We start from the raw sequence: 16212 nt of genomic DNA, 5'->3' as shown, positions 1-16212 counted from the left end.
AGACCGTGTGGTCGTTCGCTGCGGTGACACCCCTCTAGGCGGCGTTCGCAGAACCGTCAAATGCTTTTTTACAGTTTTTGGTCGGTCTTCCATTTTTCGGCTCCCGTGCCGCTGTACGGGCTCTCGTTGCCGCCCACCCCCGTGACGCTGCCCGCTGTAAGTAACTATGCGAACGTCGGTTTGGCCCCCACCACCTCGAGATTTCGAAATCGCGCGCCTCGTCCGATGCGACGCCAGGGTTGCTGGCGGCCATCATGTCCCGAAGCTCAGAGTCGTATTGGTGAAGGTGCCATCGCGCGACGTGAAGCGATCACGATCGCGATTAGCGACGCTACGCCGGGTGATCCCGGATTAGCGCATCGAACGCTTCGATCGATAGCGGTTTGCGGAACTTGCAGCCGGCAGTAAAATCGTCGGCCCACATGACTTCCGCGACGATCTGGCCGATCTGCGGCAAATTGAGCCAAATGCTCGTCCCGCGCTTGAGCGCCGAATAGGTCTGGAGCCGCGCGCCGTTGATCGAGATGTCGACGACCCTGCACAATGTGCGGCGCGTCTTGCCGATGCTGACGTCCAACGCGACAGGGGCACGGGGCGAACCGCGGCGGCTGGTGCGCTCTGCGGGTTCGAAATCGGCGGCGAACATGGCGTCCTCGTCCTTGCGAGTCCTAAGTCTAGCTTGCAGTTACAAGCCTAGCCGCCGGTGCCTAACGTGATCTTAAGAAATGCCCCCGGAACGAATGAGTATCGATCCGTTCCGGGGGGTTACGTTTACTTGCGGAGCGTGAGGCCGCCACCGAAACGCTTGTTGAAGCGCGCGACCTGACCGCCGGTGTCGAGCATCGTGCCGCGGCCGCCGGTCCATGCCGGATGCGCGAGCGGATCGATCTCGAGCGTCATCACATCGCCTTCCTTACCCCAGGTGGTGCGAGTCTGGTACTTGCTGCCATCAGTCATCTGGACGGTGATCATGTGATAGTCGGGGTGCGTATCGGCCTTCATGGGACTTCTCCGTAAGTGGCTGGTTCCGACCAGCCTGAAAAGGAAGGCGCGCCCGTACACGGACGCGCCCTATTTTACAAGAACGCGGGCCTAGGGCCTCGTCGTCAGGCTTTCGGCGGATCGGCGATCATCGCCGTGAAGTTCGCTTCGGCCACCAGCTGCCCTTCTACGAGAGCGCGACCGGCGAACTTGCAGACCGAGCTGCGCTTCTGGACAAAGGTGACTTCGAGCTTGAGCAACACGCCCGGCTCGACAGGCTTGCGGAACTTCGCGCCGTCGATCGCCATGAAATAGACGAGCTTGCCCGAGCCCGCGAGCCCCAGCGACTCGACCGCGAGGATCCCGGCGGCCTGCGCCATCGCCTCGACGATCAAAACGCCCGGCATGATTGGCCGCCCGGGGAAATGCCCCTGGAAGAACTGCTCGTTCATCGACACCGCCTTGATCGCAGTGATCGACGTGTTGAGGATCAGATCCTCGACACGATCGACCAGCAGCAACGGATAGCGATGCGGCAGCGCAGCCATGACCCGCCCGATATCGAGCGGGCCCAGACCAGTCTTCACGGCGTCAACCGAGTCCGTCATCCCCGGCTCGCTCAACGACCCTGCGGCGCGCGCTTGCCCGTCGTCGCAGCGGGCGCAGGTGCTGCCCCCTGCTGCTGCTGGGCGGTTTGGTTGGGCTGCCAGTTGGCGGGGACAGCGGTGCTTACGGTAGGCACCAGACGGTCGAGTTCGGTGGTGATCGCAGCGGTGATGTCGGCGGTCGGCTGCGCGAACAGCGCGGCCTCGGGGCGGAGGAGCAGGCTGACGTTCTTGGCGCGGACCGCGGCGCTCACCGCGTCGCCGAGCTTCGCCTGGATCTGCTCGATCGCGTATTGCTGCGCGCGCTGCGCGGGCTGCGTCAGACGAGCGAGTTCCTGGTTCGCGGCGTTCTCGCGCGCCTGGATCGCCTGAGCCTGCGGACGCAACGATGCCTCCGAAGCGCCCGGCGCACGCTGTGCGGTCTGAAACGCGGTCACGAGCGGCTGAAGCTCACGCGCGACAGCCTGGCGACGCGTCTCGGCCTGGTCGAGCTGCGCCTTGTAGGTCGTCTCGATCTGGGCGCGCGCGGCATTCCAGGCCTTGGAGTTGGCAATCGCGCCCTGTGCGTCGGCGACAGCGATACCCGAAACCTGCGCATCGGCAGCGGTTGCGGTGATGGCAGCCGGCGCGACGAGCGCAGCGGCGAGGAGAAGCGTCTTGAACGTCGTCATCAGAACTGTGTCCCTACGTTGAAAGTAATGAGTTTGGGATCGTCGCCGCGCTGCTTGAGCAACGCGCGGGCGAGATCGATACGAAGCGGACCGAACGGCGAATTCCAGTTCACCCCGATGCCGATCGAAAGACGTGGCTTGGCCGAATTGCCAAGGAACTGCTCATCATACGGTCCATAGGACGTCGCATACAAGGAGTTCGCCGAGGTGCCCGCGCAGGTCGGACCAGATCCGGTCTTACAGGTCGTGATCTGACCGGCGTTGGGATCGGTCCCCGTCGACGGCGTCGGCACGATGTACTGCATCTTGCCATCGGTCGTCAGGATCGGCGACTGATAGGGCAGAATCGTCCCATCCGCCGCTCTCGGATACAAGGCCGGATCGATCGTCAGGTTCGGCTTGGTGATGCTGAACAGCGAGCCCGCCTGGACATAGACCGAGGGGCGCAGACCCAGTTCGCGCGCGCCAGACCCGAGAGGAATCTCCATCTCGATGCGGCCGAGATAGTACGCGTTGCCGCCGAGCGCATCGTCGATGAACTGGTTGCGATCGGTGGCAAGCACCTGCTTACCCGTGGTCGCGTCGGTCGTGTACGGAATACGCAGGACGCGCGGGCCGACGCCGCGAATGTCGAAGCCGCGGAACTGCGGCTCGCCGAGATAGAAGCGGTCGGTGATCCGCACGGGGTCGACACCCGGCTTGCTGCTGCTCTCGAGCGACTTGATGTAGCCGCCCTCGCCGGTCGCCGACAGAACGAAGCCGCTGCCGACGTTCCAGTATTTCGCGCCCTCGGCGCGGGTCCGGATATATTTCACGTCGCCGCCGAGACCGGCGAAGTCCTGGCTGAACGAGAAGCGCGACCCTGCGGTCGGTCGCAGGCGGCTGTTGAGCGTGTCACGGATCAGCGAGTAGCCGACCGACGACGTCCAGCGGTTGCCGATCGCTTCGCAGAGATAGCGGCCGGCCTTGAGAATGTCGCAGTTGCCGTTGGTGAAGTAGGTCGATTCGTTCAGCCCGACCTTGTCGTAGGACAGCCCGTAGCGCGCCGACAGCGACCAGAATTCGGTCAGCGGTACGCCGGCACGCAGCTGGAAGCCGGTCGACACCTGCGAATAGGTGGTCTGGCGATCGTTGCCGATATAGTTGAACGAATTGTAGTCGCGGCGGAAGATGTCGCCGCCGACCGCGATGTTCTTGTCGAACAGGTACGGCTCGGTGAAGCCCAGCTCGACCGATTTCGAATAGCTCGAATAATTGACGCCGGCGCGCAGTTCCTGGCCCTTGCCGCGGAAGTTGCGCTGCGTGATGTTCGCCTGGATGATGAAGCGCTCGAGGCTCGAATAGCCTGCCGACAGCTGGAGCTCGCCGGTCGATTTCTCTTCGAGATTCGTCTCCAGGATGACGCGATCAGGCGCCGAACCCGGCAGCTGCTTGATCTCCATCTTGTCCTGGAAATACCCGAGCGAGTTGATGCGATCCTGCGAGCGCTTCACCTGGAAGCTGTTGAACGCGTCGCCCTCGGCGAGGCGGATCTCGCGGCGGACGACCTTGTCCTGCGTCTGCGTGTTGCCGTTGATCTCGATCCGCTCGACATAGGTACGCTTGGCTTCGGCGATGTTGAAGTTGATCCCCATCGTCAGCGTGTCCGCGTCCTTCGCGAACTCAGGGTTCACCTCGGTGAACGCGTATCCGAACAGGCCGGCGGTCTGGCTGAGGTTGTCGACCGAATCCTCGACCAGCTTGGCGTTGTACCAGTCGCCCTTCTTCAGTGGCAGCGAGGCGGCCAGCTTGGTGTTGTCGAAGTCGCGGATCTGGCTGTCGACGGTGACGTCGCCGAACTTGTAGCGCTTGCCCTCCTCCACCACGTACGTGATGATGAAGTCCTTCTTGTCCGGGGTCAGCTCGGCAACCGCGGACGTGACGCGGAAATCGGCATAGCCCTGCGTCAGGTAGAACTGGCGGAGCTTCTGCTGATCGTAGGACAGGCGATCCTGGTCGTAGCTGGTCGCCGACGACAACAGCCGGAAGAACCGCGCCTGCTTGGTCGCCATCTGACCGCGGATCTGGTCGTCGGAGAACACCTCGTTGCCGAGGATATTGATCTGGCGAACCTTCGACTTCGGACCCTCGCTGACCTCGAACACGACGTCGACGCGGTTCTGGTCGAGATTGACCATCTTCGGATCGATCACCGCGGCGAAGCGACCCTGGCGACGATAGAGTTCGATAATCCGTGCGATATCCTGGCGGACCGCGGTGCGCGTGAAGATCTGGCGCGGCGCGAGCTTGATCTCTTTCGTGATCTTGTCGGTCTTGAGCGCCTTGTTACCCTCGATGATCACCCGGTTGATGATCGGGTTCTCGCGCACGCGCAGCACGATGTTGCCGTCCTCGACACCCGCGATCGAGTAATCGGCGAACAGGTCGCTCGCCTGAAGATCCTTCAGCGCCTGATCGAGCGTCTCCGCGGTGTACGGAATGCCGACGCGCAGCTTGGTGTACGACAGCACCGTCTCGGGCTCGATGCGCTGCGATCCCTCGACGCGCAAAGTCTTTATCGTCCGCACGGATACCGGCGCGCCAACGGGCGTTACTGCCGGGGGAACGGCATTCGCTGCATTGGCCGGGGCACTGGCCCGCGCAGGACGCGGCGATGGAGCCCCCGTCGGCGCGGTCTGGGCGAAAGCGGGCACGCCCGACAGGATGGTGCCTGCCAGCAGCAGGGCGCCCTTACGCGCGAAATCGTAACCGTTGATCGCTGTCACCAAACCCACCTTAAAAACGTGCACATACAGGGCGCGCCCGCCCTGCCCTATCGTCGTCAACCGATCAAGCCGGCCAAATTTTTCCAAAGCCCGAAATTGCCGAGATCATTGAACGTCACCAGCAGCATCAGCGCAAGGATAGCGGCCAGCCCGCCGCGATACGCCCACTCCTGAACCTGCGGCTCGACCGGGCGCCGGCGCACCGCTTCGATCGCATAGAAGAACAGGTGGCCACCATCGAGCATCGGCACTGGCAGCAGGTTGATGAACCCCAGGTTGATCGAGACCAGGGCGATCAGGAACACATAGGCGTCGAGGCCGAGCGACATCTGCTCGCCCGACACCTTGGCGATGCTGAGCGGACCGCCGAGCTCCTTGACCGAGCGACGACCGGTGATGACCTGGCCGAGCGTCTCGACCATCATCGAGACGATCTCGCCGGTGCGCTTCACCGCGACCACCGGTGCCTCGATCAGGCTGACGGGGACGATCACGGGTTTGCTGCCGGCGATGCCGAGGCGGCCGATCCTGTATTCGTTGCCGAAGCGATCGCGCTGCAATTCGGTACCGATCACGATATCGCGCGATACCGTCTGGCCACCGCGCACCGCGTCGATCTGTGTGCGCTCGCCGGCGCGGATGCGGGCGTAGCGGGCGAGATCGTCGAACGTCTCAACCGAGCGGCCGCCGATCGCGGTGATGCGGTCGCCGGCCTGCAAGCCGGCCGCCGCAGCGGCGCTGCCGGGGACGGTACCGCCGACGACCGGCGGCATGCGGATGTCACCGTACGCAAAGGCGAAACCGGCGAGGATCAGGATCGCGACGACGAAGTTCACGACGGGCCCGGCAGCGACGACGATCGCGCGTTGCCAGACCGGCTTCGACTGGAAGGTGCGCTGGCGATCTTCGGCAGGGAGCGACAGCCATTCGGCCGTCGGCTGGCTCGCCGGGTTCATGTCGCCGGCGAACTTCACATAGCCACCGAGCGGGAGCCAGCCGAACTTCCAGCGGGTACCGCGTTTGTCGGTGAAGCCGGCGATCTCGCGGCCGAAACCGATCGCGAAGGCGTCCGCCTTGATCCCGAAATACCGTCCGGCGAGATAGTGACCCATCTCGTGCACGAACACGAGCGGGCCGATCACCAGGACGAACGACAGGATGGTCAGCAGGATACCGGGTGTTTCGATCAAACCGCGCAATCCTCTACACGCTCGCCCGCCAAAGCCCGCGCCTCGGCGTCGATCGCCAGAACGGCATCGACGCTGTCCGGTGCGGCCGGGTCGTAGCATGATAGCGTATGGTCGACGATTGCGGCAATTTCGAGGAAACAAATCCGGCGCTTGAGGAAGGCTTCGACCGCAACTTCGTTGGCCGCGTTGAGGATTGCCGGCCGCGCCCCGCCTGCATCCAACGCTTCGCGCGCGAGTCGCAAGGCCGGGAAACGCACCTCATCGGGCGCCTCGAAGTCGAGTCGGCCTATCCCGACCAGGTCGAGCGGGGCCATCGGCGTCGCCATCCGGTCGGGCCAAGCCAGCGTGTGCGCGATCGGCGTCCGCATGTCCGGGGGCCCGAGCTGCGCGAGAACCGAGCCGTCGACATAATCGACCAAGCTGTGAACCACCGATTGTGGATGGATCACGATCTCGATCCGGTCATGGGGAATCGGAAACAGGCGTGCGGCCTCGATCAGTTCGAGGCCCTTGTTCATGCAGGTTGCCGAATCGACCGAGATCTTCGCACCCATCGACCAGTTGGGATGCTTGACCGCCTGTTCGAGCGTGACGCCGCGCATCTGCTCGGTGGTCCAGTCGCGGAACGGCCCGCCGCTGCAGGTCAGGATGATGCGGCGGACACGTTCCGGACGACTCGCGTCGAAGCACTGGAAGATCGCGTTGTGTTCGGAGTCGGCGGGCAGCAGGGTCGCGCCGGTCCGCTTGGCGGCGGCGAGGATCACGTCGCCAGCGGAAACCAGCGGCTCCTTGTTGGCGATCACGACGGTGCCGCCCTGCTCGATCGCCGCCATCACCGGCTTCAGCCCCGCACAGCCGACGATTGCGCCCATCGTCCACTCGGCCCCCGATGCCGCAGCCTCGGCGATCGCGCCTTCACCACCGCCAGCGCGGATGCCGGTGCCGGCCAGCGACTCTCGCAATTCGGGAAGGCAGCCCTCGTCGGCGACCACCGCGAACTCGGCCTTGGTCCGGATCGCCGCGGCGGCGAGCTTCGCCACGTCGCAATTGGCGGTCAGCGCGACGACACGGAAGCGATCGGGTTCGCGCTCGATCAGGTCGAGCGTCGAGGTGCCGACCGAGCCGGTCGCGCCCAAAATGGTGACGCTCTTCATGCGTAGAAGTGCGGCAGCAGGACGAGAAACGCGGCGACCGGGGCGACCGGCACGAGCCCGTCGAGACGATCCATCACGCCGCCATGCCCGGGGAGAATGTTACCGCTGTCCTTGACCCCTGCGACTCGCTTCAGCCAACTCTCGTAGAGGTCGCCCATCTGGGCCAGCACGGCGAGCACCGGGGTCGCGAGCGTCATGCGCAGCGGCAGTCCGTATTGGATGTGCAGCACGGCCGCGACCACACTCGCGAGCGCGACGCCACCGATCAGCCCGGACCAGGTCTTGTTCGGGCTGATCACCGGCGCGAGCTTGGGCCCGCCCAGCGTCCGCCCGGTGAAGAACGCGCCGATATCGCACGCCCAGACCAGCGACAGCGCCCACAGCGTGTAGAGGACGCCCTCGTCCTGCCGCCGGATGATCATCAGCGCGAACACGGGGAGACCGCAATAGACGATGCCAAGCGCCAGCCTGGGTTTGCGGGTCGTGATGACGACGAAGAACGCGGCGCCCGCGAGCAGTCCCAGCGTGAAGAAATCGTGGATCACGAGGATCAACGACGCCGGCGCCATCAGCGCGAGCGGCACCGACAGCGCGAACTGAGTCATCCGCTTGGTCTTGGCGTCGGCGCCCTGGAGCATCGACCATTCGGCCATCATGAACAGCGCCGCGAGGATTCCCAGCAGCCAGAACGCGATCCCGCCGAGCGTCAGCGCGATGCTGGCGACGACGATCATGCCGACGCTGGCGATCATCCGGAGCTTCAGGTTGGACGGGGTTCGGAGCGCCTGGTCGGGCGCGTTGTCGGGGTCGGTAAGATTCACAGACCACCGTAGCGACGCTGGCGCAGACCGAACGCGGCGACCGCATCGGCGAGCGCCGCGGCGTCGAAGTCGGGCCAGAGCGTGTCGACGAACAGCAGCTCGGCATAGGCCGCTTGCCAGAGCAGGAAGTTCGACAGGCGCTGTTCGCCCGAGGTGCGGATCATCAGGTCGAGCGGCGGCAGGTCGTGCGTGTCGAGTTCGGCTTCGATCGTGCCGACGTCGATGCTGGCGGGATCGAGCGCGCCGTCACGCGCGCGCTCGGCGAGGCGTCGCGCGACGGTGACGAGTTCGGCATGCGCGCCGTAGTTGAGCGCGATCGCAAGGATCGGGCCGGTGTTGTTCGCGGTCCGCGCGATCGCGTCGTCGACCATCGCCACCAGATCGGGCGAAAAGCTGTGATAGTCGCCGATCACGCGCAACCGGACGTTCTCGCGCGCGAGTTCGTCGAGGTCGCTGCGGATGAAATGGCGGAGCAGACCCATCAGGTCGCTGATTTCCTCCGCGGGACGACGCCAGTTCTCCGACGAGAACGCGTAGAGCGTCAGCGCCTCGATCCCCATCGCGCGCGCCGCCCGAGTCACTTTCCGCACCGCCTCGACGCCGGCCTTGTGCCCGGCGAAGCGTGGCAGGAACCGCTTCTTCGCCCAGCGACCATTGCCGTCCATGATGATCGCGACATGACGCGGCACTGCCCCGCCCGAGGGGACGGCTGCCAGCGGCGCGGTCGAAGCGGCCCCCGCCGATGTCCCGGCCGAGGCCCCGGTTGAAGCCCCGGTTGAAGCCCCGGTTGAAGCCCCGGTTGAAGCGGCGCCGAACGCCCTCACTTGCCCAGGATTTCCTTTTCCTTGGCAGCCGCAGTCGCATCGAGCTCCGCGACGATGCCGTCGGTCAGCTTCTGGACTTCGGTCTCGTGACGCTTGCGCTCGTCCTCGCTGAACACGCCCTTCTTCTCGTCGACTTTCAGCGAATCCATGCCGTCGCGACGCACGTTACGCACCGCGATGCGTGCCTTCTCGGCATATTGCCCGGCAAGCTTGGCGAGTTCCTTGCGGCGCTCCTCGGTCAGGTCGGGGATCGGCAGGCGCAGCGTCTGGCCGTCGACGATCGGGTTGAGGCCGAGCCCCGCAGACCGGATCGCCTTGTCGGTCGGGCCGACGTTCGCCTTGTCCCAGACCTGCACCGACAGCATCCGCGGCTCGGGCGCCGACACGGTCGCGACCTGGTTGAGCGGCATCGACGACCCGTACACCGTCACCATCACCGGATCGAGCAACGCGGTCGACGCGCGACCCGTTCGCAGCCCTGCGAGATCGCTCTTCAGCGCTTCAACGGCACCCGCCATGCGGCGCTCGAGGTCGGTCTTGTCGTATGCGGCCATCTTAAAGCTCCTGCTCGTTCTGGACGATCGTCGACACGCCATCACCGCTAAGCACCGCGGCGAGATTGCCGGGTTCGCGGATGTTGAAGACGACGATCGGGATGTTGTTGTCGCGGCACAGCGCGATCGCGCTCGCATCCATGACCTTGAGGTCGTCGGACAGCACGCGGCTGTACGACACCGTCTCGTAACGCACCGCGTCGGGGTGCGTCTTCGGGTCGGCATTGTAGACGCCGTCGACCGAGGTGCCCTTGAACAGCGCGTCGCACTTCATCTCGGCAGCCCGCAGCGCGGCGCCCGAATCGGTGGTGAAATAGGGGCTGCCGACGCCGGCCGCGAAGATCACCACGCGACCCTTCTCCAGGTGACGCTCGGCGCGGCGGCGGATGAAAGGCTCGCACACCGACGCCATCGGGATCGCCGACTGCACGCGCGTGTCGACGCCGATCTGCTCGAGCGCGTTCTGCACGGCGAGCGCATTCATCACGGTCGCGAGCATGCCCATGTAATCGCCGGTCGCGCGGTCCATGCCGCGTGCCGCGCCCGCCATGCCGCGGAAGATGTTGCCGCCACCGACGACGATGCAGATCTCGTAGCCCTTGCCCTTGATGTCGGCGATCTCCTGCGCGACGCGTGCGGTGACGGTCGGATCGATCGACAGGCCCGACGGTCCCATCAGGACCTCGCCCGACAGTTTCAGCAGGATACGTTTGTAGCGCGGAGGCGTCATAAATCTCGAATTGTGATTGGCGGGGCGGCGCGGACCTTAGGCGGGGGGCGATTGCCACACAACCCGGTCCTGCCGGGGTATTCCCTCCTCTCGCCGAGGAGGACGGCCAGTTCCCTGTCATGGCGGGACACGGGGCCTGCGCTTGCGTGCTGGAAAAGGGAGGATGATGGAAAGGTTCACCCCCCTGCCCTCACCCCGCGCTTGCTGCGCAAGCTAGCCCCTCTCCCCGATGGGAGAGGGGTAGTTGTCCTTCTCCCTCTTGGGGAGAAGGCGGCCCGGTAGGGCCGGATGAGGAACGGTGAGGTTCGAGACCTCGCCACTCCCCTCACCCTTCCCACGGCCAAGTAGCCGCGGGCCCCTTCCCTCTCCCCGGAGGGGCGAGGGAAAAGAATGGCTTATGCCTGGGGCACGCCCGATGCGGCAGCGACTTCGGCGGCGAAGTCGGACTGCTCCTTCTCGATGCCTTCGCCGAGCTGGAAGCGGACATAGTCCACCAGCTTGATCTCGGCGCCCGCATCCTTGCCGGCCTTGGCGACGACGTCGGAGATCTTGGTCTTGCCGTCCATCACGAACAGCTGGCTGACCAGCGCATGCTCCTTGCGGTACTTGGCGATGCCGCCCTCGACCATCTTGGCGATGATGTCGGCAGGCTTGCCCGACTCGGCAGCCTTCTCGGTCGCGATCGCGCGCTCGCGCTCGATCTCGGACTCGTCGAGGTCGGCTTCGTTCAGCGCCTTCGGGAACGCCGCTGCGATGTGCATCGCGAGCTGCTTGCCGAGTGCCTGGAGAACCTCGTCCGAAGCCTCCGATTCAAGCGCGACGAGCACACCGATCTTGCCGAGGCCGGGTGCTGCCTGGTTGTGGATGTAGGGCACGACCGCACCCTTGCTGACTTCCAGCGTGCGCGAGCGGCGCAGCGACTGGTTCTCGCCGATCGTCGCGACGTTGTTCGTCAGGACTTCCTCGACGGTCTTGCCCGATGGCATCGCCTGCGACTTGAGCGCCTCGATGTCGCCACCGGTTGCGAGTGCGATCTGCGTCACGTCACGGACGAACGACTGGAACTGGTCGTTCTTGGCGACGAAATCGGTCTCGGAGTTCACCTCGACCGCGGCACCCTTGGTGCCCGACACGGCGACGCCGACCAGGCCCTCGGCCGCGGTACGGCTGGACTTCTTGGCGGCGGCTGCGAGGCCCTTGGTGCGCAGCCAATCCATTGCCTGCTCCATGTCGCCGGCGTTCTCGCTCAGCGCCTTCTTGCAATCCATCATGCCCGCGCCGCTCTTTTCGCGCAGATCCTTGACCATTGCTGCCGTGATATCGGCCATGTCTTTAATCCTCTTTGGGTCTGAATATGGTTGCGGGCGAGGCAGAGCTTTCGCCCTACCCCGCCCGCATGACGGTTCGGCGACGACGCTTATGCGTCGATCTGGCGCTCACCCTCGGCCGCGAACTCGGCAGCGGTATCGGCATTGGCGGTCGCCTGCGCCGTGTCGGCAGTTGCCTCGACGGTCGGCTCTGCGATGGCCTCTTCCTTCGGCGGCTCGATCATCGCGCCGATGTCGGCACCGGTGCGGCGCTGCTGCTCCTGGCCGCCGCGCGTCGCTGCGATCGCGATCGCCTCGCAGTACAGGCGGATGGCGCGGGCTGCGTCGTCGTTCGCGGGGACCGGGAAGGCGATGCCGTCCGGCGACACGTTCGAATCGAGGATCGCGACGACGGGAATACCCAGCGTGTTCGCTTCCTTGATCGCCAGCTCTTCCTTGTTCGCGTCGATCACGAACATCACGTCGGGAATGCCGCCCATGTCGCGGATGCCGCCGAGCGAAAGCTCGAGCTTGTCCTTCTCGCGGGTGAGCTGAAGGACTTCCTTCTTGGTCAGGCCGACGGTGTCGCCCGACAGCATTTCCTCGAGCGTCTTGAGACGCTTGATCGAACCCGAGATGGTCTTCCAGTTGGTGAGCATGCCGCCCAACCAGCGATGGTTGACGAAATGCTGGCCCGAGCGACGCGCTGCGTCTGCGACGGGCTCCTGCGCCTGGCGCTTGGTGCCGACGAACAGGACCTTGCCACCACCGGCAACCGCCGACGAGACGAATTCGAGCGCGCGCGCGAACAGCGGCACGGTCTGCGAAAGGTCGAGGATGTGGACGCCGTTACGATCACCGAAGATGTAAGGCTTCATCTTGGGGTTCCACCGATGAGTCTGGTGGCCGAAATGCGCGCCCGTTTCGATGAGCTGCTGCATGGAGACGACGGGTGCCGCCATAGGGATATATCCTTCCGGTTGTGCCTCTGGGAAGCGGATGACGTCGTGGCCGAATGACCGTGACGCACCGGGCTATGATGCCTCCCATGCGGGGTTAGAGGCGCGGCCCTTAGCGTGGCTTTGTCTGGAAAGCAATCGCACAAGGCGCGCTTGACTCATGGAACGCAATGAGAACATAAAGGGCTCAGAGGGGAACAGATGTTCGACTCGCCGCTGATTCGAACCGGTATGGCCGGATTCAAAATGCGACGAACGGAACGATGTTTCTGACCAAGTGTTTGTGGACATTCATAATTTGTTCGCAGCTTACAGGAAGGCGGACGTGATGTTGGTTCTGAGCTTCATGGTTTTTGCTGGTGCGTTCGCAGTCGCTGGTATGATGATCGTTTCGTCGATCGCGCCGCAATGGGACCGCATCGTACGGCTTGCCATGGGTAACGTCGAACCCGCATTCCAGCCGCTCCGCACGCTGGCGGTGGCGGAGCGCCGGATCGCCGTCAGGCGCTGGGCTTCGACGTCGGCTCCAGTGCCCGCCCGCCGTTGGAACGCTGCCGCCTGATCTTGGCGTAGCTCGCGATGCTGAACGGCATCGAGAGCAGATACAGCACGCAGATAATGCTGAGTGTATGCCAGGGTGCGCTCACGATCGCGGCGCCCAGCAACACGACGAGTGCTATGGCCTCGAACCGGATGTTGCTCCGCAGCTTGACCGAGCTCCACGAATAGGTGGCGATGCTCGACACCATCAGCAGCGCGATGAACGCGACCCAAGGCGCCACGAAATAGGGCGACGCGAATTTCGGCTCGTCGGTCCAGAACCAGAAGAACATCGGCATCAGCGCCAAACCAGCGCCTGCGGGAGCGGGAACGCCGGTCAGGAAGCCGGCCGATTTGTGGGGTTGGTGGCTTTCGTCGATCTTGGCGTTGAAGCGCGCAAGACGCAGCGCGCAGAACACCGCGAAGATCAGCGAGCAGATCCAGCCGACGCGCGGCAGAGCGGTCAGCGACCAGAGATACACGATCAACGCTGGCGCGACGCCGAACGAGATCGCATCGGAGAGCGAATCGAGCTCCGCGCCGAATCGGCTCTCGCCATGCAACATTCGCGCGATCCGGCCGTCGAGCCCGTCGAGCACGCCCGCGACCATGATCATCGCGACCGCGCTTTCCCACTGGCCGCCGATCGCGAACCGTACGCCGCTGAGGCCAGAGCATAGCGCGAGCGCGGTCACCGCATTCGGTGCGACCGCACGCAGCGGCAATCCGCGTGGCTTGCGTCGGATACGACCCGATCGCCCCGTGCCGAAATCCTCGCCAGCGTCGCCCTGATCGTCGTCGATCACTGCGCGATACCGCCGACCGGTATGCCGCCGACACGGCCGAGCACGGTCTCGCCTGCAATGCTGCGCTGGCCAAGGCAGACCTGCGGTACGACATGATCGGGCAGATACACATCGACGCGGCTGCCGAACCGGATCAGGCCGATGCGCTGGCCGACCGCGACCATGTCGCCAGCCTTGACGAAGCCGAGGATACGGCGTGCAACCAGACCGGCAATCTGCGTGAAGCCGACCCGCATGCCGTGACGGTCCTCGACCACGAAATGTTGGCGCTCGTTCTCGTCGCTGGCCTTGTCGAGGTCGGCGTTGAGGAACTTGCCCGAGATATAGACGACTTGGCGGATCGTGCCGGCGATCGGCGTGCGGTTGATGTGCACGTCGAACACCGACATGAAGATCGAAACACGCACCAGCGGCGCGTCGCCGAGGCCGTTCTCGCCGGCGAGTTCACGGGGGATCGGCACGCGCTGGATCATCGTGATCAGCCCGTCCGCGGGGGCGACGATCAGACCCGCGCCTTGCGGGGTCGTGCGGATCGGATCACGGAAGAACGTCGCGACCCAGATCACGACGCCAACCATCGGCCAGAACAGCACGTGGCTGACGATCGTCAGCAACAGCGTGATGCCGGTCGCGATCGCGACGTATTTGTGGCCCTCCGGGTGGACTGCGGGAAATCGCCATTTGACCGTGGAGGTCGTGACGGGCGGCTTGTCGAGCGATGCCATAACCGCCGGGTCTATCCGTGCCGGACGCGCGATACAACGATGAACCGGCTTTTCCTTACAGGGTCATATGGTTGGTCCGTCTTTGCCGGGCGGTTGATCGTCGCGGCCCGCTCCCCTAGACGCTCCCCAAACCCCTCCCCCCGAAGGACCCGCACATGGCGAAGATCAAGGTAAAGAATCCGATCGTGGAGATCGACGGCGACGAGATGACCCGGATCATCTGGGAATGGATCCGCGAGCGCCTGATCAAGCCGTATCTCGATATCGAGCTCGATTATTACGATCTCGGCGTCGAGCATCGCGACGCGACCGACGACCAGGTCACGATCGACAGCGCGCTCGCCACGCAGAAGCACGGCGTCGCGGTGAAGTGCGCGACGATCACGCCCGACGAGCAGCGCGTGACCGAATTCGGCCTGAAGAAGATGTGGAAGTCGCCGAACGGCACGATCCGCAACATCCTCGGCGGGACGATCTTCCGCGAGCCGATCGTGATCAAGAACGTCCCGCGCCTGATCCCGGGCTGGACGCACCCGATCGTCGTCGGCCGTCATGCGTTCGGCGATCAGTACCGCGCGACCGACTATCTGGTCCCGGGCCCCGGCAAGCTGCGCCTCGTCTTCGAAGGCGACGACGGCACGGTCATCGACCGCGAGGTGTTCCAGTTCCCGTCGGCGGGCGTCGCGATGGCGATGTATAACCTCGACGATTCGATCCGCGATTTCGCGCGCGCCTCGATGCACTACGGCCTCAACCTGAAGTGGCCGGTGTACCTGTCGACCAAGAACACGATCCTCAAGGCGTATGACGGCCGCTTCAAGGACCTGTTCGCCGAGGTGTTCGAGGCCGAGTTCAAGGACAAGTTCAAGGAAGCGGGCATCGTCTACGAGCACCGCCTGATCGACGACATGGTGGCCTCTGCGCTGAAGTGGAACGGCGAGTTCGTCTGGGCCTGCAAGAACTATGACGGCGACGTCCAGTCGGATCAGGTCGCGCAAGGGTTCGGTTCGCTCGGCCTGATGACCTCGATCCTGCTGACTCCGGACGGCAAGACCGTCGAGGCCGAGGCGGCGCACGGCACCGTCACGCGCCACTTCCGCATGCACGAGCAGGGCAAGGCGACCTCGACCAACCCGATCGCGTCGATCTTCGCGTGGACCGGTGGCCTGAAGTATCGCGGCAAGTTCGACGACACGCCCGACGTCACGAAGTTCGCCGAGACGCTCGAGCGTGTCTGCGTGAAGACGGTGGAAGACGGCCACATGACCAAGGATCTCGCGATCCTGATCGGCCCCGACCAGCCGTGGATGACCACCGAGCAGTTCTTCGAGCAGGTGCGGTCGAACCTCGAAGCCGAGATGGCCAACTGGGCCTGATCTGATCGCCCCGCTCCCATAAAGGAGCGGGGCTTTATCTCTCCCGTCATCCTGACGAAAGTCAGGACCCAGGGTTACAAACGCTGACGTTTTTGGCTCTGGATCCTGACTTTCGTCAGGATGACGTAGGGAAATACACCTCTTTCCGCTGCCGATTGCGGCAGCACGTCACCACGGGTGACAAATCCGTCATGCCTCCCCTAA

The 16212-nt window shown here is 64.5% G+C and carries 16 protein-coding genes; 1 reads left to right on the top strand and 15 read right to left on the bottom strand.

Translation table 11 applies throughout. The features are described from left to right. Nucleotides 1-331: 331 nt before the first annotated feature. The 15 genes from ACLBWL_RS15115 to ACLBWL_RS15045 form a co-directional block, all read right to left on the bottom strand. Nucleotides 332-646: a PilZ domain-containing protein gene (locus ACLBWL_RS15115; RefSeq protein WP_447794383.1), complete on the bottom strand. Its 315-nt coding sequence runs from the start codon at nucleotides 644-646 to the stop codon at nucleotides 332-334. Nucleotides 647-771: 125 nt separating this feature from the next. Beyond that, a complete protein-coding gene (rpmE, locus tag ACLBWL_RS15110; protein WP_055880673.1) occupies nucleotides 772-1002 on the bottom strand; it encodes a 50S ribosomal protein L31 in 231 nt (76 codons plus the stop codon). 104 nt (nucleotides 1003-1106) lie between these two features. Next, nucleotides 1107-1589 (bottom strand): 3-hydroxyacyl-ACP dehydratase FabZ, encoded by a 483-nt coding sequence (gene fabZ, locus ACLBWL_RS15105; protein ID WP_447794381.1) that lies wholly within the window; start codon nucleotides 1587-1589, stop codon nucleotides 1107-1109. Between the two features lie 11 nt (nucleotides 1590-1600). Continuing rightward, nucleotides 1601-2257: an OmpH family outer membrane protein gene (locus ACLBWL_RS15100; protein WP_447794379.1), complete on the bottom strand. Its 657-nt coding sequence runs from the start codon at nucleotides 2255-2257 to the stop codon at nucleotides 1601-1603. Further along, nucleotides 2257-5025, bottom strand: a complete 2769-nt coding sequence (bamA, locus tag ACLBWL_RS15095; protein WP_447794432.1) for an outer membrane protein assembly factor BamA — start codon at nucleotides 5023-5025, stop codon at nucleotides 2257-2259. The genes ACLBWL_RS15100 and bamA overlap by 1 nt, the downstream gene beginning before the upstream one ends. Nucleotides 5026-5078: 53 nt before the next feature. Then, nucleotides 5079-6212 carry an RIP metalloprotease RseP gene (gene rseP / locus ACLBWL_RS15090; protein ID WP_447794377.1) on the bottom strand — a complete coding sequence of 378 codons (1134 nt, stop codon included), beginning with the start codon at nucleotides 6210-6212 and terminating at the stop codon, nucleotides 5079-5081. Continuing rightward, the gene (locus ACLBWL_RS15085; RefSeq protein ID WP_447794375.1) at nucleotides 6209-7366 is read right to left on the bottom strand and encodes a 1-deoxy-D-xylulose-5-phosphate reductoisomerase; all 1158 of its coding nucleotides are present in this window, start codon (nucleotides 7364-7366) and stop codon (nucleotides 6209-6211) included. The genes rseP and ACLBWL_RS15085 overlap by 4 nt, the downstream gene beginning before the upstream one ends. Further along, on the bottom strand, nucleotides 7363-8118 hold the full coding sequence (locus tag ACLBWL_RS15080) for a phosphatidate cytidylyltransferase (RefSeq protein WP_447794430.1): 756 nt from the start codon (nucleotides 8116-8118) through the stop codon (nucleotides 7363-7365). Before ACLBWL_RS15080 ends, ACLBWL_RS15085 begins: the two co-directional genes overlap by 4 nt. A gap of 65 nt (nucleotides 8119-8183) precedes the next feature. Next, nucleotides 8184-8876, bottom strand: coding sequence for an isoprenyl transferase (locus tag ACLBWL_RS15075; protein ID WP_447794373.1), 693 nt, complete (start codon nucleotides 8874-8876; stop codon nucleotides 8184-8186). A gap of 131 nt (nucleotides 8877-9007) precedes the next feature. After that, complete coding sequence (frr, locus tag ACLBWL_RS15070; RefSeq protein ID WP_447794371.1) at nucleotides 9008-9565, bottom strand: ribosome recycling factor; 558 nt, start codon at nucleotides 9563-9565, stop codon at nucleotides 9008-9010. 1 nt (nucleotide 9566) lies between these two features. Continuing rightward, on the bottom strand, nucleotides 9567-10295 hold the full coding sequence (pyrH, locus tag ACLBWL_RS15065; protein WP_447794369.1) for a UMP kinase: 729 nt from the start codon (nucleotides 10293-10295) through the stop codon (nucleotides 9567-9569). A 395-nt stretch (nucleotides 10296-10690) separates the two neighbouring features. Further along, nucleotides 10691-11623: a translation elongation factor Ts gene (tsf, locus tag ACLBWL_RS15060; protein ID WP_332747606.1), complete on the bottom strand. Its 933-nt coding sequence runs from the start codon at nucleotides 11621-11623 to the stop codon at nucleotides 10691-10693. 89 nt (nucleotides 11624-11712) lie between these two features. After that, nucleotides 11713-12564, bottom strand: coding sequence for a 30S ribosomal protein S2 (gene rpsB / locus ACLBWL_RS15055; protein WP_056066002.1), 852 nt, complete (start codon nucleotides 12562-12564; stop codon nucleotides 11713-11715). A 497-nt stretch (nucleotides 12565-13061) separates the two neighbouring features. Next, nucleotides 13062-13904 carry a CDP-alcohol phosphatidyltransferase family protein gene (locus tag ACLBWL_RS15050; protein WP_447794428.1) on the bottom strand — a complete coding sequence of 281 codons (843 nt, stop codon included), beginning with the start codon at nucleotides 13902-13904 and terminating at the stop codon, nucleotides 13062-13064. Then, nucleotides 13904-14632: a phosphatidylserine decarboxylase gene (locus tag ACLBWL_RS15045; protein WP_447794366.1), complete on the bottom strand. Its 729-nt coding sequence runs from the start codon at nucleotides 14630-14632 to the stop codon at nucleotides 13904-13906. The genes ACLBWL_RS15050 and ACLBWL_RS15045 overlap by 1 nt, the downstream gene beginning before the upstream one ends. Before the next feature lie 155 nt (nucleotides 14633-14787). On the opposite strand from ACLBWL_RS15045, the gene ACLBWL_RS15040 reads away from it, so the two are divergent. Next, entirely contained in the window at nucleotides 14788-16008 is a 1221-nt protein-coding gene (locus ACLBWL_RS15040) for an NADP-dependent isocitrate dehydrogenase (protein WP_447794364.1), read from the top strand. Nucleotides 16009-16212: the final 204 nt, after the last annotated feature.

The sequence above is a fragment of the Sphingomonas sp. M1A8_2b genome (assembly GCF_053345535.1).
The sequence above is the reverse complement of the archived record's forward strand: the minus strand, read 5'-3'. Positions and strand labels throughout refer to the sequence as shown.